Below are 24809 nucleotides of genomic sequence, written 5' to 3'. Positions count from 1 at the left end.
GACGGTTACTTTGGTACCGTCGTCTCATGTCAAAAGAATGATCTTATTCAAACGTTTCGCGTGGCCTGGGCACGCCAGGCGGCGAAATTCCTCTGATCTTCCGAACCTTCGAAGTCGAGATTGTCACGACCGTGGACGATGTTGTACCACTGCAATACTGCTTTGAGCGGATCGAATCCTTCGGCCGTGGGATCGGTTCCTTCGGGGAAACAATTGCCCTGATAGATCTGGTGCACCGGGAGCCAGGCCTGAACGTATTTCTCCGGTTCGTGCTCGAAGATCTCCTTGCAGTGATCCGAGCAGAAGTGGTACTTCATACCTTCGTAATCGGTTTCGCGATAGCAGATCTTGGTCGGATCGCCCGGCTCGGTGAAGAGCATGGGGATCTGGCAGGTCTGGCACAGCATCGGCAAGGTGGTGTTGTAGAAACGGTTCCCCTTGGCCGCCTGCTCGCGCCAGAAATCCCAGCGCGGGCGGTAGTATTTGTCGAAGCTCTCGGGATATTTTGCCGAGAGCCACTGCATCTCGTCTTCGGTCGGTATCCAGGTATGGAACGCCGTGGCCGCGGTGTAGTTGTAGAAAGTGCACCAGGCCTGGTGCGAGAGATGATCCTTTTCGAGTGCGATCGTCTCCGCGCACTTGGGCATACGGATGCCGTAGCGGGAGAGATCCCGGAAGAGCGCCCCGCCGTTCTCCTCGAAGTAGATTTCCCAGGCTTCCTTCCAGCTCATGGTGCGCTTGGGCAGCATGTAGTCCATCATCATCGCCACGAGCGTCAGTACCCGATAGCCGCGCCAGGTCCATTTGTCGATCCAGCGCTGCACGATCGGAAGGTTGTCCGGGTCCTGCTCGAGGATGAATTTGATCACCTCCAGCCCCAACGTCATGTGCCGCGCCTCGTCGGATTGGGCCGAGAAGCCATAGGCCATCGTTCCCATGTCGCCGTTATAGGCCGCACCCGAGACGAAAGGCACGAACAGCAAATTGGTGAGCACGTATTCGAAGGAAAACCCAATGGCGACCATGAATTCGAACGGCCCCGCGGTGATCGCGTCATCGAAGAAGGATTTCGGCACCGAGAGGTACCAGACCCGATCGTGCCACTGCCGGAAATCGTGGAATCCGTTGTAATACTTGTTGTAGTTGGAGATGGCGTGGACCTGGGTCTGGAAGTGGCGCATCTCGTCGAGCGACTGCATCAGACAGGCGACGCGCGGCCCCGGCCCCGGAAAAGCCCGCCCGACGTGGGCAAACCCGCGGTGTGCCATGTATTCCAGAGGGCTGACCCCGGTGAGGAAGAGCTTGACGGTGTTGATGTAGCGCGCGTCGGTGACGTTGAGATGCCCATTGTTCTGCGCATAGGCGTCGATGATGGCGTAGAGCTTTTTCTCCTTTTCCGCCTGGTACTTCCAGTAGGCGTCCATCGTCAGGCGGAAAGGGTCCTCCCAGCGGTCCCAGTCGTGGATCTTGATCCCCTCATAGTGTACGTAAGGGTAGATGTCCTCCATCTTCTGGTAGGTCGGGGTCCAGTCGAGATCCCGCGTCATGACCTGGTACTTCTCCTTCAGTCCGAGCTTCTTTTTCGCCACTTGCATATCCATGTCCCTTGCTCCTTCCCGGTGTCAGTTTTTCCAAACCAGCACGAATTCATCTTCGTCCTCTTCGATGTTGCCAGAGAGCGAGATGAGGTTGACGTGCAGCTCCTGCAGATCGAACTCGCGCCCGAGGCGCTCCTCGATCGAGCTGCGTTTGACGACGAGCCGCCCATCGGCATCGATCTTCACCATGGCCGGCGCTTCATTGACGCGCGCGTGGGGGTTGTCCTCGACGATGGCCTCGATGATCGGGCGGGTCTCTTCGTTCGTCTGAAAGGCGATGAATACGGTCGACATCTTTTTCCTCCCTCAGGCCGACAGGCCGATCTTGGCCAGGCGCTGGGCAAACCCCTCCATCACCTCATCGAGCAGCGCCGGCGCTTGCTCGGACACGGCGATCGCCGCCACCGGCAACAAGGCCTCCTTCGCCCGGGGAAGCCAAGCATCGACCCAATCCTGCACGATGCTGCGGTTCTCCGCCGATTCCGTCACGATCGCCTTCAGCGTCGCATCGACCCACTTGCGCGTCTCCGCCGACCACTGGGTCATGAACTGGGAGAGCATGGCGATCGCCGCCCCGCCGCGCGCGGCAAAGACCTGATCGACGATCGTGTCATAGACCAGGGGGTAGAGCAGCCCGTCGAGCACGAGGTTTTGCACCGTGTGCAGCTCGAAAGGATCCTTGACGACGAAACTGTCCTCGACGTAGCGACGCAGCGGCTGCCAGGCCGGATCGTTCATCCAAGCTTGCTTGCCCGCCGACAGCGCCTCCACGTCTCCCAAGAGCAACCCGATGCGCGTAAGGTACTGCGCGATGCCGAGCTGGTCCATCGACTGGTAGATGGCTGCCTGCGCCGCCATTCCGCCATAGGCGTAGGCACAAACGGCGGCGTTGTTCATGTTCGCTCCCCAAGCGAGGTGGCGCAGGGGCACGAGCAGCGCGATGGCGGCTTGCCGCACCTCCTCGGGTAGCGCCTCGACCAAGCCGCGCGATTCGACGAAGTCGAAATTGGCCTCGGCCGTATCCTGCTGCCGGGCCCGGGCACTGGTATAGGCACCGTAATAGAACTGGCGCGGATCCTTGAGCGCATCCCAATCCTTCATACGGATCTTCGTGCGTCCCTCATCGAAGATCTCCCGCTCCGGCTCCCAGGTTGGGCGGTAGTGGAAAATGTCCTTCGGCTGGATGCCGATGCTGCCTTCGAGGTAGCGCGACACCGGTTTGTCGGTGCCGAGATAGCGCGCGATGTGGTCGAACGTATGGCGCAGTGGCTTGATCGTCACCGTTCGCAGATCAATTTGCATGGATCCTCTCCTCCTCTTTCGAATGAATGATGCTCAGCGAAACCGTTGCTGTGCCGCCGTGCGCATGCTCCAATCCCAGTCGGAAAGCCCGTCTTCACGTGCCGCTCCCTCCAGATGGATCACTTGCTGCTCCTCACAGAAACGCGCGAACGCCTCGGCGGGCAGCAGCATGTCGACGCACAGATCCGGCTCACCGATGGCGAACTCGAAGGCCACCAGCCCGTCGGGACGCCGCTCCAGCACGCGCACGAACTTGCGCCCGACGTCGAATGCTTCTGCTGCAGGTTTCATGCCTTTTCTCCGCTTCTGCCCTAGGTTCGTCCTGCGTCTCCCTTGTAGCAATTTCAGTGCCAAAAAATAATCTCTCGTAAACACCGATATTTCTCGAGATTTTTCCGGTACAGGCTGATCTTTTGATAAAATTCGCCAAAGCGCATTGATCATTTGATACAACAAATTTATTGCATTGCAACACGACAAACACCCTTTTTATGACTTAATCATAACAACCATCCTCAACGCAACGACAGACGCTGCGGACAGGTCCGCGGGTACCATCATCCCCATCGGACATCCTGCACACCACGGCGCCCAGACGCCGAACCACCGAGGAGAGGAAATGGCGACGATCCAGTATCCGGAAGGCTCCGATCTGCGCAGCCTGCTGCGTTTTCTTCCCGAAGAGGGTTTGATCTGGCTCGGCGAACATCGCATGCTGCTCCTGCACGTCGGAGCGCTTGCGGCCTTGCGCAAGGAATTGGTCGCCTCGGTCGGGAAGGTGCAGGCGAGGCGGCTGCTCACCCGCATGGGGTTCGTCTCCGGGATGCGCGACGCCGAGCTGGCGAAGAAAACCCGACCGCAGGGCACGCTGCGCGACGCCTTCGTCGTCGGCCCCCAGCTGCACATGCTCGAGGGCAGCGCCCGTGTCATCCCCCTCACGATCGAGCTCGAAGCCGGAACGTTTCACGGCGAATTCGCCTGGGAGCACTCGTGGGAAGCGCAGGCACATCTGCAGGGAATCGGCACGAGCGATGAGCCGGCCTGATGGATGATGATCGGTTATGCTTCAGGCTATACCTCGGCCTTCATGAATCGCTTCATCGTCTTTCGGGAGACCACTTGTGCGGCGATGGGACAGGAGCGCTGCCATATCGTCGGCAAGCCGGCCGAAGAATGGAGCGACGCGCCGGAGCTGATCGGTTTCTTTCAGGAAGATCCCATCGTCGGGCGCCTGCTGGAATTGCGCGAAGAGATCGAGAGCATGCGCGAGCGGCTGGTCGAACCGCGCCGGGTCCCCAAGCTCATCGGTGCCTCTGCCGCTTTTCTACGCACCTACGATTTGCTCGAGCGCGCCGCCGGGACACAAGTCACCGTCTTGCTGCTGGGCGAAACCGGCGTTGGCAAGGAACGCTTCGCGCGCACGCTGCACGAGCTCAGCCCGCGGAAAAACGGGCCTTTCGTGGCCGTCAACTGCGCGGCCATTCCTGAAGAGCTGATCGAATCCGAGCTCTTCGGCGTCGAGCGCGGCGCCTTCACCGGTGCCCATGCCCCGCGTGCCGGCAAATTCGAGCGCGCCAACGGTGGCACCCTCTTTCTCGACGAGGTTGGAGAGCTCTCGCCCGCGGCCCAGGCAAAACTCCTGCGGGTGCTGCAAGAAGGCGAGATCGAACGCCTCGGGGGCGAGCAGGTGCGCAAGATCGACGTTCGACTGGTCGCGGCCACCAACGTCGATTTGCACCAGGCCGTCGAGGCAGGGCGCTTTCGCCGCGACCTCTTCTACCGGCTCAACGTCTACCCCATCCACATCCCGCCGCTGCGAGAGCGCATCTCCGACATCCCGCTGCTCGTGGAGGCGATGATCGCGCGCTTCCAGAGCCTGCACGGCAAGAAGATCACCGGCATCAGCGACAAGGCCATGCTGGCGCTCAAGGCATACCACTGGCCGGGCAACGTGCGCGAGTTGGAGAACGTGATCGAACGGGGCGTGATTCTCGCACCCAACCACGGCACCATCGAGGTCGAGCATCTTTTCGTCGGCAACGGAAGCGAGGAGACGCGCGCCCACGTGCTTGGAACGAGCGGCGGACTGGAGGAAAAGAGCAGGGAGACCCACACCGATCTCGCCGACGCGTTGATCGAACGAGGCGTTCCCCTCGAATCCTTCGAGCGCATGCTCTTGCACCGCGCAGTGGAACGCGCCGGCGGCAATCTCTCGGCGGCAGCGCGTCTGCTCGGGCTGACGCGGCCGCAATTGAGTTACCGTCTGAAAAAATGATGCGCCACGACCGACGACACGAGATAATCTTGCATCGTTCGGCATGACATCCTGGAGTCTTTCGATGGAACGTCCTTTTTCACGTGGCATCCTGATTGCCGCCGCAGCCACCCTCCTCTCCTCTGCACTGCCAGCCCCCGTGCTTGCCGATCCTCCTTCTTGGGCCCCGGCCCACGGCTGGCGCAAGCAGCACGACCCGCTCTATCTGGGGTATTCGGGAAAAAAATGGGGCAATGATTTCGGCATCTATGCCGGACGCTGCAACCGCGAGGCGCTCGGTGCGGCCCTGGGCGGCATGGCCGGCGCCGTCGTGGGGAGCCAGATCGGCGACGGCAGCGGGCGCGCGGCGGCGATCATCCTCGGCAGCGTGCTCGGGGCGGTACTCGGCGCCGAATTGGGGCGGGACATGGACGAAGAGGATCGGGCGTGCTTCGGCCACACGCTGGAACTGGGTAAACGGGGGCAGACCGTGAGCTGGCGCGCTCCTTACGGCGTGGCCTACGCCGTCACCCCGCTCGACGAATTCGTCCGCAACGGGCGCAAGTGCCGACACTACGAGGCGGTGATCACCCGCGACGGACGCAAGGAAAAAGTTCGCGGCAAGGCATGCGCCGTGGGTGAAGGTCGCTGGGAAGTGATCGACTGAGCCACCAAGGACGTCAGCCCGGAATCCGCACCGTCCGGGCGATGAATTCCCCCAGTGCCTGCGCGACCGCCTCGGGCTGCTCGTGGTGCATCATGTGCCCTGTCTTGGCGATCGTCCTACCCTCCCAGCGACGGAAACACGCCTTGCGCGCCTCCCAGTCGGCAGCGAGCTGACGGGGGATTTCCGATTCCTCGCCCCACAGCCACAGGCAAGGCGCGGTGATGGCGCGCCAGCAGGCTTTGGCTTCCTCCAGACGATAGAGAATGGGATTGAGGATCTTATGCCGCGGATCGGCGCGGAAGGCGAGCCGCCCGTCGGGGGCTAGCCGCAGCCAGGAGTCGGCCACGAAGCGCGCCCGCTCCAGCGGCAGGTTCGGATGCCGCTGACACAAGCGTAGCGCGAATTCCTCGATCGAGTCGGGCGCTTTCAAGGCCGGCGGAGCCGAGAGCTGCTCGAGCCAGGCGCGGTAGCGCCGCGGCGCTTCTTCGGGACGATGTTCCGGCAGGCCAAATCCCTCGAGCAGGGCGAGCGCGCGCACGCGCTCCGGGCGGATGCCGGCATAGAGCCCGGCGACGTTGCCGCCCATGCTGTGCCCGACCAGCACGACTTCTTTCCCTGGCGCGAGCGCTTCGAGCAGCGCCTCCAGGTCTGCCAGATAGTCGGGAAACCAGTAGCCGTGGGCACACCAGGCGCTGTCGCCGAAGCCGCGCCAGTCCGGGGCGATCAGACGGCAGGATGGCGCCTGCTCCAAGAGGACATCGACGACGAACTGCCAGGTGGCACCGCTGTCCATCCAGCCGTGCAGCAGGAACACGGGCAGCCCGCCTTCCGGCCCCCATTCGCGCACGCACGATTCTTCCAGACCCCGCAGCGGCAGCCGCCGGCAGCGGGGCACTTCCCGGAGCCGATACGCCGCACCGTCCTTTCCCTGCACGGGCCGTTCCTCCATCCCCCTCTCCTTGCACACGTCTCGTAGTAGGATCGAGCATGCCATCTTTCCCCGCCATGCCGCAAGCGACGATGAAACATCCGCCCCGTGCCGCTCCGCCCTCCCCCGTCGTCGGCCGCTTCGCCCCCTCCCCTACCGGCCGGCTGCACTTCGGCTCGCTGCTGGCGGCGCTCGCCAGCCATTGCGACGCGAGATCGCGCGGCGGGCGCTGGCTCGTGCGCATCGACGATCTCGACGCGGCGCGTGCCATTCCCGGCATGGATGCCGACATCCTGCGCACGCTCGAAGCCTACGGTTTTTCCTGGGACGGCGAAGTCGCCTACCAGAGCCGGAACCTCATCCATTATGAAGCCGCCTTTGCGACGCTGCGCGACAGGGGGTGGCTCTACCCCTGCGGCTGCAGCCGCAGAGACCTCGCCGAGGCGCCGCGGGCGATCGATGGCAGCACGCTCTACCCCGGTACCTGCCGCGAGGGGCTGCCGCCGGGCAGAACGGCGCGGGCCTGGCGTTTCCGCGCCGAAGGCTGCGTGGTGTTCGATGATCGCATCCAGGGGCGCGTCGTCGAGGATCTGCCGCGCGAGGTGGGCGACTTCGTCGTCAAGCGCGCCGACGGCGTCTTCGCCTATCAGCTCGCGGTGGTGATCGACGATGCGCTCGGCGGCGTCACCGACGTGGTGCGCGGCGCCGACCTGCTCGGCTCCACGGCGCGCCAGATCGCCCTGCATCGCGCCCTTGGCCTGCCGGTGCCGCGCTATGCGCACCTGCCGGTGGCCGTCGACGCGCGCGGCGACAAGCTCTCGAAGCAGACGCGCGCCCGGCCACTGGAAGCCGCCGAAGCGAGCGTGCGCCTTGCCCAGGCGCTCGATTTTCTCGGCCATACGCCCCCAGCGGAACTGCGCGGCGCGCCGCCCGCGGAGCTCCTTGCCTGGGCGGTGGCGCACTGGAAGATCGACGAGGTTCCGGCGCTCCGTCAATGCCTCCATCCGGACGGTTTATAATCGGCGCACCCCCCTCTCTTGGGAGACGCCATGAGCTTCACTCCCGCCTCCGCAGCGCCTGCGGACCCCCGGCGCGACCTCATCGCGCTCGCCACCCGGCCGCCGGAACCAGATTGTGTACCGACCCGTGTCGAAGAGGCCGCTTGGCCGCCTGATCTCTTGCCGCACATCGAAGGTTTGGCTGCCGAACTCGCCCAGGCCCTGCGCGAGCGTCAGCGCAAGCAGGGCGGGGTGGCCGCACTGATGGCCGAATTCAGCCTCTCGAGCCGCGAAGGCGTGGCGCTCATGTGCCTGGCCGAGGCGCTGCTGCGTATCCCGGACGCCGCCACGCGCGATGCCCTCATCCGCGACAAGCTCGCGCGCGGCCAATGGCGCGAGCATCTGGGCCGCAGCCGCTCGATCTTCGTCAATGCCGCCGCCTGGGGCTTGGTCGTCACCGGCAAGCTCGTTTCCCTTGCCGAAGAAAAGGCGCTTTCCTCCGCCCTCACGCGCCTGCTCGCGCGCGGCGGCGAGCCGCTGGTGCGCAAGGGGCTGGACGTGGCCATGCGCCTGCTGGGTGAAACCTTCGTCACCGGCCGCACGATCAAGGAAGCGCTCGATCGCGTGCGGCCGCTCGAGCAGAAAGGGTTCCGTTACTCCTTCGACATGCTGGGCGAAGCGGCAATGACGGCCGAAGACGCCGCGCGTTATCTGGCCGATTACGAGCACGCCAGCCACGCCATCGGCCGGCGCGACGCCGGGCGCGGCGTGATCGACGGCAACGGCATCTCGGTGAAACTGAGCGCCCTGCATCCGCGCTATCACTGGTCCCAGCCCGACCGCGTGCTCGCCGAGCTGCTGCCGCGCCTGCTGCAGCTGTGCCGGCTCGCCAAGCGCTACGACATCGGCCTCAACATCGACGCCGAGGAAGCCGACCGGCTCGAGCTCTCGCTCGACCTGCTCGATGCGGCGCTCGCCGACCCCGAGCTCGCCGGCTGGGACGGGCTCGGATTCGTCGTGCAGGCATACCAGAAACGCGCCCCTTTCGTCATCGACTGGCTGGTGGCTCGGGCTCGGGCACGCGAGCGCCGGCTGATGATTCGTCTCGTCAAGGGGGCCTACTGGGACAGCGAGGTCAAGCGCGCCCAGGTCGATGGGCTCACCGGTTACCCCGTCTATACGCGCAAGGTCTATACCGACGTTTCCTATCTCGCCTGCGCGAAGCGGCTGCTCGCCGCGCGCGACGTGGTCTACCCCCAATTCGCCACGCACAACGCACACACGCTCGCGGCGATCTTCCATCTGGCCGGCGAGCGCTGGCAGCCCGGCGATTACGAATTCCAATGCCTGCACGGCATGGGTGAACCGCTCTACGAATCGATCGTCGGCCACCCCGAGCGTCACCGCCAGGTGCGCATCTACGCCCCAGTGGGCAGCCACGAGACGCTGCTGCCCTATCTCGTGCGCCGCCTGCTGGAAAACGGCGCCAACACCAGTTTCGTCAACCGCATCGCCGCCGACGTGCCGCTGGAAACGCTGCTCGCCGACCCGGTGGCACGCGCCCGGACGCTCGGCGGCGCGCCGCACCCCAACATCCCCGTGCCGCCCGAACTCTTTGCGCCGCTGCGGCGCAATTCGCTGGGGCTGGACCTCGCCGATCGCCCCACCCAGCGCCGGCTCGCGGCCCGCATCGCCGCCGAGGACACGATCCGGCGCACGGCCGCTCCGCTCGTGGGGGGAACCGTGCGCCAAGGAGCCCTCGAGCTGCCCTGCCGCAATCCGGCCGATGCCGAAGACATACTCGGCGAGGCGATCGAGGCTGACGAATCGACGATCGAATCGGCCTTGGAGGTCGCCGTTCGGGCCCGCTGGGGTGCGACTCCCCCGCCGGAGCGTGCCCGACGACTCGAGGCGGCGGCCGATACGCTCGAAGCCCACACCGACGCGCTCTTGGCGCTCATCGTGCGTGAAGCCGGCAAGACCTGGGCCGACGCCGTGGGCGAAATCCGCGAGGCGGTCGACTTCTGCCGCTACTACGCCGCCGAGATCCGCAGCCTTGCCGACGAAGAGCCGAACCTGCGCCCCTTGGGCCCGGTGGTGTGCATCAGCCCCTGGAACTTCCCCTTGTCGATCTTCGTCGGCCAGATCGCCGCGGCGCTCGCGGCGGGCAACGCCGTGCTCGCCAAACCCGCCGAGCAGACGCCGCTCACCGCCTTCGAGGCCGTGCGGCTGCTGCACGAAGCGGGCATCCCCGGCGAAGCGCTGCAGCTGCTGCCCGGGCGCGGCGAGACGGTGGGCGCGCGCCTGGTGGCCGACCCGCGCATCCGCGGCGTGATGTTTACCGGTTCCACCGCCGTGGCGCGTGCCATCCAGCGCACGCTCGCCGCACGCGAGGAAGAAGTGCCGCTGATCGCCGAGACCGGCGGGCTCAATGCGATGATCGTCGACTCGAGCGCGCTCACCGAGCAGGTAGTGGCCGACGCGATCACCTCCGCTTTCGACTCGGCCGGGCAGCGCTGCTCGGCGCTGCGCGTGCTCTGCCTGCAGGAAGAAATCGCCGACAAGACCCTGACCATGCTGCTCGGGGCTCTGCGCGAGCTGCGCTTGGGCGACCCGCGGGACCTGCGTACCGACGTCGGGCCGGTGATCGACGACGAAGCCCGCGCCGCGCTCGAAGCGCACGTCGAGCGCATGGCCCGCGCCGGCTACCGCGTGCACAGGCTGGAGCCGCCGTCCGCCTGCGCTGCCGGCACCTTCGTCGCCCCCACGGTGATCGAAATCGACCGCATCGAAGCGATCGGCGGCGAGCGCTTCGGCCCCATCCTGCACGTGAAGCGCTTTCGCGCCGAAGCACTCGACGCCCTGCTCGACGAGATCTCCGCCACGGGCTATGGGTTGACGATGGGCATCCACAGCCGCATCGACGGCACCGTGGAATTCGTCGCCCGGCGCGCCCACGTCGGCAACCTCTACGTCAATCGCACCATCATCGGTGCCGCAGTGGGCGTGCAGCCTTTCGGCGGCGAGGGGCTCTCGGGCACCGGCCCCAAGGCCGGCGGGCCGCTCTACCTGCTGCGGCTGCTCGCGCGCGCCCCGGAGCCGCGCTTTCCCCAGGCCCGGCTCCTGCACGAACCTCCAGACTTGGGCCCGCTGCGCGACTGGCTGGAAGCCCGTGGCGAAGCGCTCTTCGGCACCGAAACGAGGCAGCGGCTCCTCGAAACGCTGGAAGCCTGGCGCGGACGCTCGCTCGTCGGCAAGGAATTGCTCTTGCCCGGTCCAACGGGAGAGGAGAATCGCCTGCGCTTCCTGCCGCGCCATCTCATCGGCGGCTTCGCCACCACGCCCGAGGGCTACGCCGGCCAGATCGTGACGGCGTTCGCCAACGGCGCCCCGCTCGTGCTGCCCGCAAACCCGCAGACCGAGCGCATCCGGCACGACCTGCCGGCTTCCCTGCAAGCCCGCTGCCGCCTGAGCGAAGACCTGCTCGCCGAACCCATCGATTTGCTGCTCTTCGAGGGCGACGCCGCGCTCGCCGCCCTGTGGCGCAGGCGGCTTGCCGAGCGTCCCGGGCCGATCGTGCCGCTGCTCACTCCGCCCTACCGCCCCGAGCGGCTGATCCATGAGCGCAGCCTCAGCATCAACACGGCCGCCGTGGGCGGGAACGCGAGCCTCATGACGCTGGAGGACTGAGGCGGGAAAACCCCAATAGGCGAGCACCGCGGCGCGCGCTATGCTATGCGCCGCGTCCTCGCCCCGTCCTTTGCCACACCGAGAAAAAAGGAGACCTCCATGACCCCCTTGCGTACCTTCGTCCTCGCCGCCGGCCTTGCCGCACCGCTCCTTGCCCATGCCGACTGGCTGGTGGGCGTGGCCGGCCCCTTCACCGGCCAATACGCCTCCGCCGGCGACCAGATCAAGAAAGGGGCGGAAGCGGCCGCCGCCGACATCAACGCCAAAGGCGGCGTGCTGGGGCAGAAGATCAAGCTCGAATACGGCGACGATGCCTGCGATCCCAAACAGGCCGTGGCCGTGGCCAATGCGCTCGTGAACAAGAAAGTGCAGTTCGTGCATGGCCACTGGTGCTCCAGCTCCACCATCCCGGCCTCCGACATCTACAACGATGCCGACATCCTCATGGCCACCGTGTCGACCAACCCTCAGGTAACCGAACGCGGCCTGAAGAACCTCTTCCGCATCATGGGGCGAGATGACCAGCAAGGCTCGGTGATCGGGCAATGGATCGCCAGCAAGTTCAAAGACAAGAAAGTCGCCGTGCTCGACGACAAGAGCGCCTACGGCAAGGGGCTCGCCGACGAGATCGCCAAGGCGATGAAAGCCGCCGGCAAGGAGCCGGCGTTGCGTGAATCCATCACCGCCGGTGAGAAAGACTATTCCGGCATCGTCACCCGGCTGAAGAACGCCGGCATCGACGTGCTCGCCTACGGCGGCTATCACACCGAGGTCGCGCTGCTACTGCGTCAGGCCGATCAGGTGGGTCTGCCGCTCGTCGTCGTGGGCGGAGATACCATGACCAACTCCGAACTCGTCACCGCCGCCGGCAAGCTCGCCGATCGCGTCTACTTCACCTTCACGCCCGATCCGCGCAAGAATCCGCAGGCCGCGCCCATCGTCGAGCGCTTCCGCGCCGCCAAGATCGAACCCGAGGGGTACGTGCTCTATGCCTACGCCGCCCTGCAGCTCTTCGAGCAGGCCGTGACGCAGGCCGGCGGGGTCGAGCGCACCAAGCTCGAGCCGGTACTGCGCAAAGGGAAATTCGACACGGCCATCGGCACGCTCGAATTCGACGAGAAAGGCGACCTGAAGAAACCGGCCTTCGCCATCTACAAGTGGACCGGCGGGCGCTACGACTACGCCGAGTAAGGTAGGCGGACGCACGAGGGAGAGACGCTTTTGGGCTACGCGCTGCAACAGCTCATCAACGGGCTGACCCTGGGGGCGATGTACGGCCTCATCGCCATCGGTTACACGATGGTGTATGGCATCATCGGCATGATCAACTTCGCCCATGGCGAGATCTACATGATCGGCGCCTTCCTCTCGGTGCTCACCTACGTGCTGTGCACCGCGTTGGGGATCGGGCCGACGCCGCTCGTGCTGCTCGCCATGCTCTTCGTGTCGGTCGCTTTCACCGCCCTCTACGGATGGGCGGTCGAGCGCATCGGCTACCGGCCGCTGCGCGGGGCGCCGCGCCTCGCTCCGCTGATTTCGGCCATCGGCATGTCCATCTTCCTGCAGAACTACGTCCAGCTCACGCAGGGCGCGCGCATCAAGGCCGTGCCGCCGCTGTGGCAGGGAGGGGTGACGCTGTGGTCGGCCGACGACTTCCGCGTCACCTTCGGCTGGGCACAGCTCACCGTGGTCGTCGTCACGCTGATCGTCATGGCCGGGTTTGCCTGGATGATCACACGCACCTCCTTCGGCCGCCAGCAGCGCGCCTGTGAGCAGGATCCCAAAATGGCCGCCTTGCTGGGCATCGACGTCGATCGCACCATTTCGCTCACCTTCATCCTCGGTGCGGCGCTGGCGGCCGTAGCGGGAATGATGGCGGTGCTGCAGTACGGCGTGATCGACTTCTCTATCGGCTTCATCGCCGGCATCAAGGCCTTCACCGCCGCAGTGCTCGGCGGCATCGGCTCCATTCCCGGCGCCATGCTGGGCGGCCTCCTCATCGGCCTCGTCGAGGCGTTCTGGTCGGCCTACCTCTCGCCGGAGTACAAAGACGTAGCCACCTTCTCCATCCTCGTGCTGGTGCTGCTCTTTCGTCCCACGGGGCTGCTGGGCAAACCCGACGTGGAGAAAGTGTGATGACCGCCGCCGTGATCTCTGCGTCTTCGCCGCTTGCCCTGCGCCTGCGCGACGCGCTCGCCGTCACGGTACTCGGCGGGCTGCTCGCCTTGCCTTTCATCGGGCTCGTCACCGTCGAAGAGGGAGGTGCGCTCACCGTGCGCACCCGCTGGGGGGCGTGGGGGGCGACGCTCGCGGCACTCTTCTTCGGGCGGCTGGTGCTGCGGGCGGCGCTCGATGCCTGGCGCAGCCGCAGACCGGCCCGCAAGCGCGCCGTCTTCTCGAGCGGGGACGCCGTGCTGCGCCGTGCCGCCGGCACGAGCCTGCTGGCGGCGGCGCTCCTGCTGCCGGTCTTCTTCGCCGACAACCGCTATGTGATCGACACGGCCACGACGCTGGGCATCTACGTGATGCTCGGCTGGGGGCTCAACGTGGTGGTGGGTCTCGCCGGGCTGCTCGATCTGGGCTACGTCGCGTTCTACGCCGTGGGTGCCTACACCTATGCGCTGCTATCGACCCAGTTCGGCTGGAGCTTCTGGGAGGCGCTGCCGGCGGCGGGCGCCCTGGCGGCGCTCTTCGGCATCCTGCTCGGCTATCCGGTGCTGCGGCTTCGCGGCGACTACCTCGCCATCGTCACCCTGGGCTTCGGCGAGATCATCCGCATCGTGCTGCTCAATTGGACCTCGTTTTCCGGCGGACCCAACGGCATCGGCGGCATTCCCCGCCCGAGTTTCTTCGGCTTGGCGTTCGCGCGCAGCGCCGAGGGGCGAACCTTCCATGAATTCTTTGGGCTGGAATTCTCGCCCATGCACCGCTTCATTTTTCTCTACTATCTCATCGTGGTGCTGGCGCTGCTCACGCACGCCCTCATCAGCCGCCTGCGCGTGCTGCCTACGGGGCGGGCATGGGAAGCGCTGCGCGAAGACGAGATCGCCTGCAAGGCCCTGGGACTCAACACCACCACCGTCAAGCTCTCGGCCTTCGCCACCGGGGCGATGCTCGCGGGCTTTGCCGGCGTGTTCTTCGCCGCCCGGCAGGGGTTCATCTCGCCGGAAAGTTTCACTTTCAGCGAATCGGCCACGATTCTGGCCATCGTCGTGCTGGGCGGCATGGGATCGCAGCTCGGCGTGGTGCTCGCCGCGGCGGTGCTGGTCGTGCTGCCGGAAGTGGGCCGCCAGTTCGCCGACTATCGCATGCTCGTCTTCGGCGCGGCCATGGTCACCATCATGGCGGTCAAACCCACGGGGCTGCTCGCGCGGCGCGAACCCACCGTGCGGCTGAATCCCGAGCGGAGCGCCGCACCATGACACCGCTCCTCACGGTGGATCGCCTCGTGATGCGCTTCGGCGGCATCACTGCCATCGACGGACTCTCGCTGCAGGTGCCACGGGGGGCGATCACCGCCGTCATCGGCCCCAACGGCGCGGGCAAGACCACGCTCTTCAACTGCCTCACCGGTTTCTATCGCCCCAGCGCCGGTCGCATCCTGCTGCATGAGGACGATGGTAGCGAGCGCGACCTCACCCGCCTCAAGGGTCACCGTATCGCCCGCGAGGCGCGCATCGTGCGCACGTTCCAGAACATCCGCCTCTTCGGCGGCATGACGGTGCTGGAAAATCTGCTCGTGGCCCAGCATCAGGCGCTCGCACGCGCGTCGCGCTTCGCCCTGGCCGGCCTGCTGCACACGCCGGGTTATCGGCGCGCCGAACGCGAGGCGCTCGAATTCGCCCGGCGCTGGCTCGCCGAGCTGGGGCTCACCGCCGTTGCCGATACACCGGCGGGTGCCTTGCCCTACGGCACCCAGCGCCGCGTGGAAATCGCCCGCGCCCTGTGCGCCCGCCCGCGCCTGTTGTGCCTGGACGAACCGGCCGCCGGACTCAATCCGCGCGAATCGGCCGAGCTCAACGTACTCCTCACGGCGCTGCGCGACGAACACGGCCTGACGCTGCTCTTCATCGAGCACGACATGAGCGTGGTGATGAACGTGTCCGACCACGTGGTGGTGATGAACTTCGGGCGCAAGATCGCCGAAGGGCCGCCCGAGGCAATGCGCCGCGACCCCGAAGTGATCCGCGCCTATCTGGGCGAAGAGGACGAAGAGGTCGCCGATGCTTGAACTGCAGCGCGTCAGCGCCCACTACGGCCCCATCCAGGCGCTCGTGGAAGTCGATCTGGTGGTGCGCGCCGGCGAGATCGTCACGCTCATCGGCGCGAACGGCGCCGGCAAATCCACCCTGATGACGACCCTCTTCGGCACGCCGCGCGCGAGCAGCGGCCGCATCCTGCTCGAGGGCGAGGACATCACGGCGCTACCGCCGCACCGCATCGCGCGCCGCGGCATTGCGCTCGTTCCCGAGGGGCGGCGCGTCTTCGCCAAGATGAGCGTCTACGAGAATCTGCTGCTGGGCGCGACGCCGCTCGAGGGAGCGCACGTCGAAGAAAACCTGCAGCGGGTCTTCTCGCTCTTTCCCGTACTCGAGACGCGCCGTACCCAGCGTGCCGGTACCCTTTCCGGGGGCGAACAGCAAATGCTGGCCATCGGCCGGGCGCTGATGAGCGAACCGCGCCTGCTGCTGCTCGACGAACCCTCCCTTGGGCTCGCGCCGCTCGTCATCCGCACCATTTTTCGCACCATCGTCGCGCTCAACCGCGAACACGGACTCACCATCCTGCTGGTAGAACAAAATGCCCGGCAGGCGTTGAAAATCGCGCACCGCGGCTACGTCCTGCAAAACGGGCGCATCGTGCTCGAGGGCAGCGGCGCGGCACTGCTCGCCGACCCCCAGGTGCGCGCCGCCTACCTCGACGCCGTCTCATGAAAGAACGCCGGGCACTCGCCTATCTCGTTGCCGTGGGCGGAATGCTGTCGATCGCCGCCGGGGCGATCTGCGCGCGCATCGCCCAGGGCGAGGGGGTGGAGTCGCTCGCCGTGGCCGCATGGCGCCTCACCTTCGCCGCGCTCGCCGTGGCACCCGCAGCCCTGCTCTTCGACCGGGCCTCGCTGCGCGCCATGACCCTGCGGCAGCTCGGGCTTGCGCTACTCGCCGGCGCCTTCCTCGCCCTGCACTTCGCGCTGTGGATCCGCTCGCTCGCCCTCACCTCGGTCGCCTCGAGCACGGTGCTGGTCACCACCAACCCCATCTGGATCGCCCTCGTCGGCTTCCTCTTCCTGCGCGAGCGCTTCAACCGCACGCTGCTTTCCGGCATGGCGCTCGCACTCGCCGGCAGCCTAGCCATCTTCTGGAGCGACCGGCACACGGGCGGCGCCGATTCCCTCTGGGGCAACTTCCTCGCGCTCGCCGGCGCCTGGTGTTTCTCGGCCTATCTGCTTGTGGGCCACCGGCTGCGGGCTCGGCTCACGCTACCGGCCTACGTCTTCAGCGTCTACACCAGCGCCGCGGCGCTCCTCATGCTCGCCTGCCTGCTCAGCGGCACGCCGCTTTCGGGGTGGTCTTCTGCAGGCTGGCAGGCATTGCTGCTGCTCGCCCTCTTGCCGCAGGTGGTGGGGCACACGGCCTACAACTGGTCGCTGCGCCACGTCTCGGCCGCTTTCGTGGCCATCGTCACCCTGGGCGAGCCGGTGGGCAGCAGCCTGCTCGCCTGGCTCGTGTTCGGCGAGCGGCTCGGCGGCCTGCAGGCGCTCGGTTTCGTGCTGCTGCTCCTGGGCATCGGCCTGGCGGCGCTGGGCGAGAACCAGCGCACCGCCGCCCGGGCGCTCGCCGCCCAGCAAGGGTGAAACGGGGCTACAGCCCCGCCAGGCATACCGACTTCAACTCCAGATACTCCTCCACGCCGTACTTCGAGCCCTCGCGCCCGAAGCCGGACTGCTTGATGCCGCCGAAAGGCGCCGCCTCGTTCGAGGTCGAGCCGGTATTGACCCCGACCACGCCCACTTCGAGCGCCTCGGCCACGCGCAGGATGCGACCCACGTCGCGCGCGTACAGATACCCCGCCAGACCGTAGTCGCTGGCGTTCGCCAAGGCGATGCCTTCTTCCTCCGTCTCGAAGCGGTAGAGCGGCGCCACCGGCCCGAAGATCTCCTCGTGCGCGATGCGCATGTCGGGCGTGATCCCCTCGAGCGCCGTCGGCGTGTAAAAAAGCCCCTGCGCGCGCCGACCGCCGCACAAGAGCCGCGCCCCTTTTTCGCGCGCGTCGGCCACCAAAGCCTCCACCTTGTCGAGCGCCGCCTCGTCGATGAGCGGCCCCACCGTCACCCCCGGCTGCCATCCCGGCCCGACGGCGAGCTTCTCTACCTCCTCGACGTAGCGGCGCACGAACGCTTCGTAGATCCCCGCCTGCACCAGGATGCGGTTGGCGCACACGCAGGTCTGCCCCGAATTGCGGTATTTCGAGGCGATCGCCCCCTGCACCGCGGCCTCCACATCCGCGTCGTCGAACACGAGAAAGGGAGCGTCCCCTCCCAGCTCCAGCGACAGGCGCTTGAGCGTGGCAGCGCTTTGCGCCATCAGCAGCCGCCCGACCTCGGTCGAGCCGGTGAAAGAAATCTTGCGCACGCGAGGATCGGACGTGAGCGCCAGGCCGATCGGCGCTGGATCGGCGCCGGTGACGACATCGAGCACCCCGGGCGGCATGCCCGCCTGCTCGGCGAGCCGCGCGAGCGCCAGGGCCGTGAGCGGCGTCTGCTCGGCCGGCTTCACCACCACGGTGCAGCCCACCGCCAGCGCCGGCGCCACCTTGCGCGTGATCATCGAGGCAGGAAAATTCCACGGCGTGATCGCCGCGCACACGCCCACCGGCTGACGCAGCACGAGGAAACGCCGGTCGGCCCGATTGGTCGGCATGATCTCGCCGTAGATGCGCTTCCCTTCTTCGGCGAACCACTCGACGAAAGCCGCCGCGTGCGCCACTTCGCCGCGCGCCTGCGCGAGCGGTTTCCCCTGCTCGTGCATCACCAGCGTGGCGAGCTCCTCGAGCGAAGAGCGCATCAGAGCCGCCCAGCGCGACAGCACCACCGCCCGCTCCTGAGGCAGGCTCCGGCGCCAGGAATCGAACGCCGCCGCAGCCGCCGCGATCGCCCGCCGGGTCTCGGCCTCTCCCATGTCCGGCACTTCGGCCAGGCGCTCGCCGCTTGCCGGATCGAAGACGGGAAAGCGCCTTCCCGAATCGGCCTCGCACCATTGCCCTCCGATCCAGGCCCGATCGACCAGCAAACCCTTTGCCCGCACCGCCTCCAGCGACATCCTTCGCTCCTTTCCTCTCATCGCGCGCACAGCCGCCCGACGATTCTACCCCCGAGCGCCGCGCACCATGCCCGCGCTGCGCTGGGGTGCGATAAACTTATGGCCTCATCGCTCGGGGCCCGACGTCATGAAAGAGACCCATTATCTCCAGCCGCTGCTCGAACCGCGTTCCGTCGGCATCATCGGCGCCTCCGACCGCCCGGGTTCGCTCGGGCAGACCGTCACCCGCAACATGCTGGAGGCCGGCTTCCATGGGCGGCTCTTCCTGATCAACCCCAACCACGAAACGCTCTTCGACCTGCCCTGCTACAAGTCGGTCGAAGACGTGCCGCACCGGCTCGACCTGGCGGTCATCTGCACCCGGCCCGAACGGGCCCCCGGCATCGTCGAGGCCTGCGGCCGCGCCGGAGTCAAGGCCATCGTCGTGCTCAGCTCCGGTTTCTCCGAATCCGGCCCACGCGGCAGCTATCTCGAGCGCCAGATCATCGAGATCGCCCGGCGCTACAAGATGCGCGTGCTCGGGCCCAACTGCCTCGGGCTCGTGCGCCCCAGCATCGGGCTCAACGCCACCTTCGCCCACGCCTCCGCCATCAAGGGCTCCATCGGGCTCGTGTCGCAATCGGGCGCGCTGTGCGCCGCCGTGCTCGACTGGGCCAAGCCCAACGGCGTGGGTTTTTCCGCCGTCGTCTCGCTGGGCGTGTCGGCCGACATCGACTTCGGTGACGTGCTCGACTTCCTTGCCACCGACCACCGCACCGAATCCATCATCCTCTACATCGAGGGCATCCGCAACGCGCGCCGCTTCATGAGCGCGCTGCGCGCCGCCGCCCGGGTCAAACCCGTCCTGGTGCTCAAGGCCGGGCGTCGACCGGAAGTGATGCGCGCCATCCTCGTGCACAGCGGTAACCAGCCGGGTAACGACGCCGTGTTCGACGCCGCGCTGCGCCGCTCGGGCGTCATCCGCATCTACAACATCAGCCAGCTCTACGCCGCCGCCACGGCGCTCTTCGCCCGCCTACGCCCACGCGGCAATCGGCTGGCCATCATCACCAACGGCGGCGGACTAGGGGCGATGGCGGCCGACCGTGCGGCCGACCTCAAAATCCCTCTGGCCGAACTCAGCGACGACACCCTCGGGCGGCTCAGCGCCTTCCTGCCCGAATCCTGGTCGCACGGCAACCCCCTCGACATCCTGGGCGATGCCGACGCCGAGCGCTACCGCAAGACCTTCCAGATCGTGCTCGAATCGCCCGAAGTCGACGGGGTGCTCGTCATCCTCACGCCGCAGGCCATGACCGACCCCACCGCCGTGGCCGAAGCCATCATCGAGGAAGAAAAACACGCCGAAAAGCCCGTCGTCACCTGCTGGCTGGGGCAGGAGCTCGTCGAAGAGGCGCGGCAGAAATTCATCGCCGCCGGCATCCCCACGTTCGAGGCGCCCGAGCCCGCGGTCGAGCTCTTCTCGCACGTCTCTTCCTACTACCGCAACCAGAAGCTCCTCGCCCAGACGCCGGCCCCCCTGTCGCACCACGAACCGCCGCGGGTGGAAAACGCCCAGCTCGTCATCGAGACGGCGCTCTCCGAGCGGCGCAATCGCCTCAACGAAATGGAATCCAAGGCCATTCTCGCCGCCTTCCACATCCCCATCGCCCAGACGGTGGTCGCGCGCAGCGTCACCGAAGCCATGGTGCTCGCCGAGGAGCTGGGCTTGCCCGTGGCGATGAAGATCGATTCCCCCTCGGTGATCGACAAGGCCGACTCGGGCGGCGTGCGCCTGAACCTCGGCTCCCTGGCCGCGGTGCGCACCGCCTATCAGGAGATCATCGCCGAAGTCAAGAAGAACGTGCCCGATGCAGTGATCAACGGCGTGGCCATCGAACCCATGGTCATCAAGCGCCACGGACGGGAACTGGCCATCCGCGTGCGCCGCGACCCCGTCTTCGGCCCGGTGATCCTCTTCGGAGAAGGGGGCAAGCGCGTGGGCATGGAAGAGGACATGAGCGTGGCCTTGCCGCCCTTGAACGGCTTCCTCGCCCAGGATCTCGTGCGCAACAGCCGCGTCCACCCCATGCTGCAAGAATACCGGAACATGCCGGCCATCGCCTTCGACAAGCTCGAACAGGTGCTGCTGCGCGTCTCCGAGATGGTGTGCGAACTTCCCTGGATCGACTATCTCAGCATCAATCCGCTGGTGGTCGATAGCCAGGATGCCATCGCGCTGGATGCCAAGATCACCATCCAGCCGGTCAACCCGTCGGCGGATCGCTACGACCACATGGCGATCCACCCTTACCCTTCCCACCTCATCCAGACCTGGACCCTGGGCGACGGCACCGAGATCACCATCCGCCCCATCCGCCCCGAAGACGCCGAGCTCGAGGCCGAGTTCGTGCGCCGCCTCTCGCCCGAGACCAAGTACTTCCGCTTCATGACCACCCTCAACGAGCTGCCTCCGCCCATGCTCGCGCGGCTCACACAGATCGACTATGATCGAGAGATGGCCTTCATCGCCGTCACCACCGACAAGGACGGCAAGGAGATCGAGCTGGGCGTAGCCCGCTACGCCGTCAACCCGGACGGCGAATCCTGCGAGTTCGCCATCGTCGTCGACGACGAATGGCAAGGCCGGGGCCTGGCGCGCCGCCTCATGCAGGTGCTCATCGAGACGGCGCGCGCCCGCGGCCTGAAATACATGACCGGGATTTTCCTCGCCAACAACGAGCGCATGCTGCGCTTCGTGCAAAGCCTCGGCTTTACCCTCACCGACGATCCCGAAGACCGTACCATCAAGAAAGGCATCCTGCCGCTGCAAGGTTCCTGAACATGTCCGCCACCCGCATCGATACCCACCGCCTCGGCGAACTACCGGCCCTCACCCTCCATTTGGGCGAAGCCCGCGCCACCCTCACCCCGTTTGGTGCCCAGGTGCTTTCCTGGATCCCCGAAGACGGCCAGGAACGCCTCTATCTCAGCGAATCCGCCGCCCTCGGCGGCGCACAGCCCATTCGCGGCGGCATCCCCATCGTCTTTCCCCAGTTCGGTACCCTCGGCCCCGGAGCGCGCCACGGTTTCGCCCGCACGCACACCTGGCGCATCGACGAGACGCGCCAGGGCGAAGACTACGTGCTCGTGACCCTGCAGCTCGATCCTTCCCTACTCGAACCCGGTGCGCGCACCGCCTTCCCCCACGACTTCCTCGCCGAAGTCACCGTGCTCCTCTCCGAGCGGCGCTTGGACGTGGAACTCGCCGTGCGCAACACCGGCACTGCGCCTTTCGCATTCACCGCGGCGCTGCACACCTACCTTGCCGTGCCCGAGATCGAGCGCAGCGCCCTGCAAGGGCTGGGGGGCAGCGAATACACTGATCCGGCCGATCCCAGCCGGTGGCACGCCGAGCCGGAAAACGTCACACGGCTGGAACCGCCGCTCGATCGGCTCTATCGCGGCGGCGAGCGCGTGCTCACGCTTGCCACGCCCACCCTGCGCACCGAGATCGCGCAGGCGGGTTTCGGCGAGACCGTGCTCTGGAACCCGGGCGAACACGGCCCAGCCGACCTCCCTGCCGGTGCCTGGCGCCATTTCGTGTGCATCGAAGCGGCGCAGGCGAGCGTTCCCGTGTCGCTTCGAGCCGACGAAGAATGGGCCGGACGCCAGGCGCTCATGCTGCCCGAACGTTGACCGCCGCCGCGCCGACAGCCACAATCCGCCTTTTCCCGCCAAGACGATAGCCGATGTCGACGATCGAAACCCGAATCGCCCAGGAACTGGGCGTCGCGCCGCGCCAGGTGATGGCCGCCGTGGCGCTGCTCGATGCCGGAGCCACCGTCCCCTTCATCGCCCGCTACCGCAAAGAGCTCACCGGCGGGCTCGACGACACCCAATTGCGCCGGCTCGAAGAGCGCCTGGGCTACCTGCGCGAGCTCGAAGCGCGCCGCGAAGCGATCCTTTCCTCCATCGCCGAACAGGGCAAACTCAGCGCCGAGCTCGAAGAAAAACTGCGCGCCGCCGACACCAAACAGGCGCTCGAAGACCTCTACCTCCCTTATCGCCCCAAGCGGCGCACCAAAGCCATGATCGCCCGCGAGGCGGGGCTCGAGCCGCTCGCCGACGCGCTCGCCAACGACCCGCTCGCCGAACCGGAATCGCTCGCCGCCACCTACCTCAACCCGGAGGCGGGTTTTGCCGACGTCAAGGCCGTGCTCGAAGGCGCGCGCCAGATCCTTGCCGAGCGCTACGCCGAAGACGCCGATCTGCTCGCCGAGCTGCGCGCCCTCTTCGAGCGTGAGGCCCATGTTCATAGTCGCGTCGTCGAAGGCAAGGAATCGGAAGGCGCCAAGTTCCGCGACTGGTTCGACCACCACGAACCGATCGCCGCCATCCCCTCGCACCGGGCACTCGCCCTGCTGCGCGGGCGCAACGAAGGCGTGCTGCGGCTCAGCGTCGATGTTCCGCACGAAGAAGGCAGCCCCCACCCGGCGCTCACCGTCCTGGCGCGCCGCTACGGCCTGGCCGACCAGGGGCGCCCCGCCGACCGCTGGCGGCTCGACACCGCCCGCTGGGCCTGGGCGACCAAGCTCTCGGTCCACCTCGAGCTCGATGCCCTCAACCGCATGCGCGAGCGCGCCGGCGAGGAAGCAATCCGCGTCTTCGGGCGCAACCTCAAGGAGCTGCTGCTCGCCGCACCGGCCGGCGCCCGCGTGACCATGGGCATCGACCCGGGCATCCGCACCGGCATCAAGGTCGCCGTGGTCGACGCCACCGGCCGCGTGATCGCCACCGACACCCTCTACCCCTTCGAGCCGCGACGCCACTACGAGCCGACCATCGCCGCGCTCGCCGCCCTCATCGCCCAGCACGGCGTCGAACTCATCGCCATCGGCAACGGCACTGCCAGCCGCGAGACCGAGCGCCTCGTCGCCGAGTGCCTCGCGCGCCACCCCGAACTGCGGGCGCAGAAAGTGGTCGTCTCGGAAGCCGGCGCCTCGGTCTACTCCGCCTCCGAGCTCGCCGCGCAGGAACTCCCCGAGCTCGACGTCTCCCTGCGCGGCGCCGTCTCCATCGCCCGCCGCCTGCAGGATCCGCTCGCCGAACTCGTCAAGATCGATCCCAAGTCGATCGGCATCGGCCAGTACCAGCACGACCTCGACGCGACGCAACTGTCGCGCACGCTGGACGCCGTGGTCGAGGATTGCGTCAACGCCGTCGGCGTCGACCTCAACACCGCCAGCCCCGCGCTGCTCGCCCGCGTCTCGGGGCTCAACCGCAGCATCGCCGAAGAGATCGTCGCCTGGCGCCAGCGCCACGGCGGCTTTCGCCGGCGCGAGCAACTGCGCGAAGTCCCGCGCATCGGCCCGCGCACCTTCGAGCAGGCCGCCGGGTTCCTGCGCATCCCCGAAGGGGACGACCCGCTGGACGCCTCGGCCGTACACCCGGAAGCCTACCCCGTGGTGCGCAGGATCCTCCAGCGCATCGGCAAGGACGTACGCGAAGTCCTCGGCCAGCGCGCCCTCATCGAAACGCTCGACCCGGCCGAATTCACCGACGAGCGCTTTGGGCTGCCCACCGTGCGCGACATCCTCGCCGAGCTCGTCAAGCCGGGGCGCGACCCGCGGCCGGAATTTCGCACCGCACGCTTCGCCGAAGGGATCGAATCGCTCGAAGACCTCCGCCCCGGCCAATGGCTCGAAGGCGTGGTCACCAACGTCACCAATTTCGGCGCCTTCATCGACATCGGTGTCCACCAGGACGGCCTCGCCCACGTCTCCGAACTCTCCGACCGATTCGTGCGCGATCCGCATGAAGTCGTCAAACCGGGCCAGATCGTGCGCGTGCGCGTGCTCGAAGTCGACCTCGAACGGCGCCGCATCGCCCTGTCGCTGAAAAAGGAACGTACCGAAGCGGCCCCGACGGCCCAGCCGCGCGCCGAACCCGCCGCCAAGGAAGCACGCCGCCCCGCCAAGGCGGCCAAACCCACCAAGCCCGGCCGGCGCGAATCCCCTGCCCCCGAGAGCGCACTCGCCCAGGCGCTCGCCCGCGCCCTGGAGCGCTGAGGTCCC

At 66.9% G+C, this 24809-nt stretch carries 18 protein-coding genes and 1 pseudogene; 13 read left to right on the top strand and 6 right to left on the bottom strand.

Annotation, left to right across the window (positions count from 1 at the left end; translation table 11 throughout):
• Positions 1-47: 47 nt before the first annotated feature.
• From OA56_RS09785 to OA56_RS09770, 4 genes are read right to left on the bottom strand one after another with little or no spacing between them, the layout of a single operon-like run.
• Positions 48-1601: an aromatic/alkene/methane monooxygenase hydroxylase/oxygenase subunit alpha gene (locus OA56_RS09785; RefSeq protein ID WP_461585012.1), complete on the bottom strand. Its 1554-nt coding sequence runs from the start codon at positions 1599-1601 to the stop codon at positions 48-50.
• Positions 1602-1622: 21 nt separating this feature from the next.
• Positions 1623-1892 (bottom strand): MmoB/DmpM family protein, encoded by a 270-nt coding sequence (locus OA56_RS09780; protein WP_461585010.1) that lies wholly within the window; start codon positions 1890-1892, stop codon positions 1623-1625.
• A gap of 12 nt (positions 1893-1904) precedes the next feature.
• Positions 1905-2900: an aromatic/alkene monooxygenase hydroxylase subunit beta gene (locus OA56_RS09775; protein ID WP_461585009.1), complete on the bottom strand. Its 996-nt coding sequence runs from the start codon at positions 2898-2900 to the stop codon at positions 1905-1907.
• A gap of 33 nt (positions 2901-2933) precedes the next feature.
• Positions 2934-3191: a phenol hydroxylase subunit gene (locus OA56_RS09770; RefSeq protein WP_055422911.1), complete on the bottom strand. Its 258-nt coding sequence runs from the start codon at positions 3189-3191 to the stop codon at positions 2934-2936.
• A gap of 328 nt (positions 3192-3519) precedes the next feature.
• On the opposite strand from OA56_RS09770, the pseudogene OA56_RS09765 reads away from it, so the two are divergent.
• Positions 3520-5175, top strand: a pseudogene (locus OA56_RS09765) (sigma 54-interacting transcriptional regulator).
• A 64-nt stretch (positions 5176-5239) separates the two neighbouring features.
• On the top strand, positions 5240-5821 hold the full coding sequence (locus tag OA56_RS09760; protein WP_055422913.1) for an RT0821/Lpp0805 family surface protein: 582 nt from the start codon (positions 5240-5242) through the stop codon (positions 5819-5821).
• Positions 5822-5834: 13 nt separating this feature from the next.
• Here the strand turns inward: OA56_RS09760 and OA56_RS09755 are convergent, their stop codons facing one another.
• Positions 5835-6770: an alpha/beta fold hydrolase gene (locus OA56_RS09755; protein ID WP_461585006.1), complete on the bottom strand. Its 936-nt coding sequence runs from the start codon at positions 6768-6770 to the stop codon at positions 5835-5837.
• Between the two features lie 38 nt (positions 6771-6808).
• Between OA56_RS09755 and gluQRS the strand changes: the two genes are divergently transcribed.
• The 8 genes from gluQRS (at position 6809) to OA56_RS09715 (ending at position 17288) form a co-directional block, all read left to right on the top strand.
• Positions 6809-7768: a tRNA glutamyl-Q(34) synthetase GluQRS gene (gene gluQRS / locus OA56_RS09750; RefSeq protein WP_198288972.1), complete on the top strand. Its 960-nt coding sequence runs from the start codon at positions 6809-6811 to the stop codon at positions 7766-7768.
• 30 nt (positions 7769-7798) lie between these two features.
• Positions 7799-11437 (top strand): bifunctional proline dehydrogenase/L-glutamate gamma-semialdehyde dehydrogenase PutA, encoded by a 3639-nt coding sequence (gene putA / locus OA56_RS09745; protein ID WP_461585003.1) that lies wholly within the window; start codon positions 7799-7801, stop codon positions 11435-11437.
• Between the two features lie 99 nt (positions 11438-11536).
• On the top strand, positions 11537-12628 hold the full coding sequence (locus OA56_RS09740; RefSeq protein ID WP_461585001.1) for a branched-chain amino acid ABC transporter substrate-binding protein: 1092 nt from the start codon (positions 11537-11539) through the stop codon (positions 12626-12628).
• A gap of 30 nt (positions 12629-12658) precedes the next feature.
• Positions 12659-13573 (top strand): ABC transporter permease subunit, encoded by a 915-nt coding sequence (locus tag OA56_RS09735; protein ID WP_055422916.1) that lies wholly within the window; start codon positions 12659-12661, stop codon positions 13571-13573.
• Positions 13573-14859, top strand: coding sequence for a high-affinity branched-chain amino acid ABC transporter permease LivM (gene livM, locus OA56_RS09730; RefSeq protein ID WP_461584998.1), 1287 nt, complete (start codon positions 13573-13575; stop codon positions 14857-14859). The genes OA56_RS09735 and livM overlap by 1 nt, the downstream gene beginning before the upstream one ends.
• Positions 14856-15668, top strand: coding sequence for an ABC transporter ATP-binding protein (locus OA56_RS09725; protein WP_461584997.1), 813 nt, complete (start codon positions 14856-14858; stop codon positions 15666-15668). The genes livM and OA56_RS09725 overlap by 4 nt, the downstream gene beginning before the upstream one ends.
• Entirely contained in the window at positions 15661-16371 is a 711-nt protein-coding gene (locus OA56_RS09720) for an ABC transporter ATP-binding protein (protein ID WP_141055374.1), read from the top strand. The genes OA56_RS09725 and OA56_RS09720 overlap by 8 nt, the downstream gene beginning before the upstream one ends.
• Positions 16368-17288, top strand: a complete 921-nt coding sequence (locus tag OA56_RS09715) for a DMT family transporter (protein ID WP_141055371.1) — start codon at positions 16368-16370, stop codon at positions 17286-17288. The genes OA56_RS09720 and OA56_RS09715 overlap by 4 nt, the downstream gene beginning before the upstream one ends.
• Before the next feature lie 7 nt (positions 17289-17295).
• Here the strand turns inward: OA56_RS09715 and OA56_RS09710 are convergent, their stop codons facing one another.
• On the bottom strand, positions 17296-18753 hold the full coding sequence (locus OA56_RS09710; RefSeq protein WP_461584995.1) for an NAD-dependent succinate-semialdehyde dehydrogenase: 1458 nt from the start codon (positions 18751-18753) through the stop codon (positions 17296-17298).
• 127 nt (positions 18754-18880) lie between these two features.
• Between OA56_RS09710 and OA56_RS09705 the strand changes: the two genes are divergently transcribed.
• Genes OA56_RS09705 through OA56_RS09695 form a run of 3 tightly spaced genes read left to right on the top strand, consistent with a single transcriptional unit; the run spans position 18881 to position 24803 of the window.
• Positions 18881-21574 (top strand): bifunctional acetate--CoA ligase family protein/GNAT family N-acetyltransferase, encoded by a 2694-nt coding sequence (locus OA56_RS09705; protein WP_461584993.1) that lies wholly within the window; start codon positions 18881-18883, stop codon positions 21572-21574.
• Positions 21575-21576: 2 nt separating this feature from the next.
• Complete coding sequence (locus OA56_RS09700) at positions 21577-22431, top strand: D-hexose-6-phosphate mutarotase (RefSeq protein ID WP_055422923.1); 855 nt, start codon at positions 21577-21579, stop codon at positions 22429-22431.
• Positions 22432-22484: 53 nt separating this feature from the next.
• A complete protein-coding gene (locus OA56_RS09695) occupies positions 22485-24803 on the top strand; it encodes a Tex family protein (RefSeq protein ID WP_461584991.1) in 2319 nt (772 codons plus the stop codon).
• Positions 24804-24809: the final 6 nt, after the last annotated feature.

The sequence above is a fragment of the Tepidiphilus sp. HLB4 genome (genome assembly GCF_054823945.1).
The sequence above is the reverse complement of the archived record's forward strand: the minus strand, read 5'-3'. Positions and strand labels throughout refer to the sequence as shown.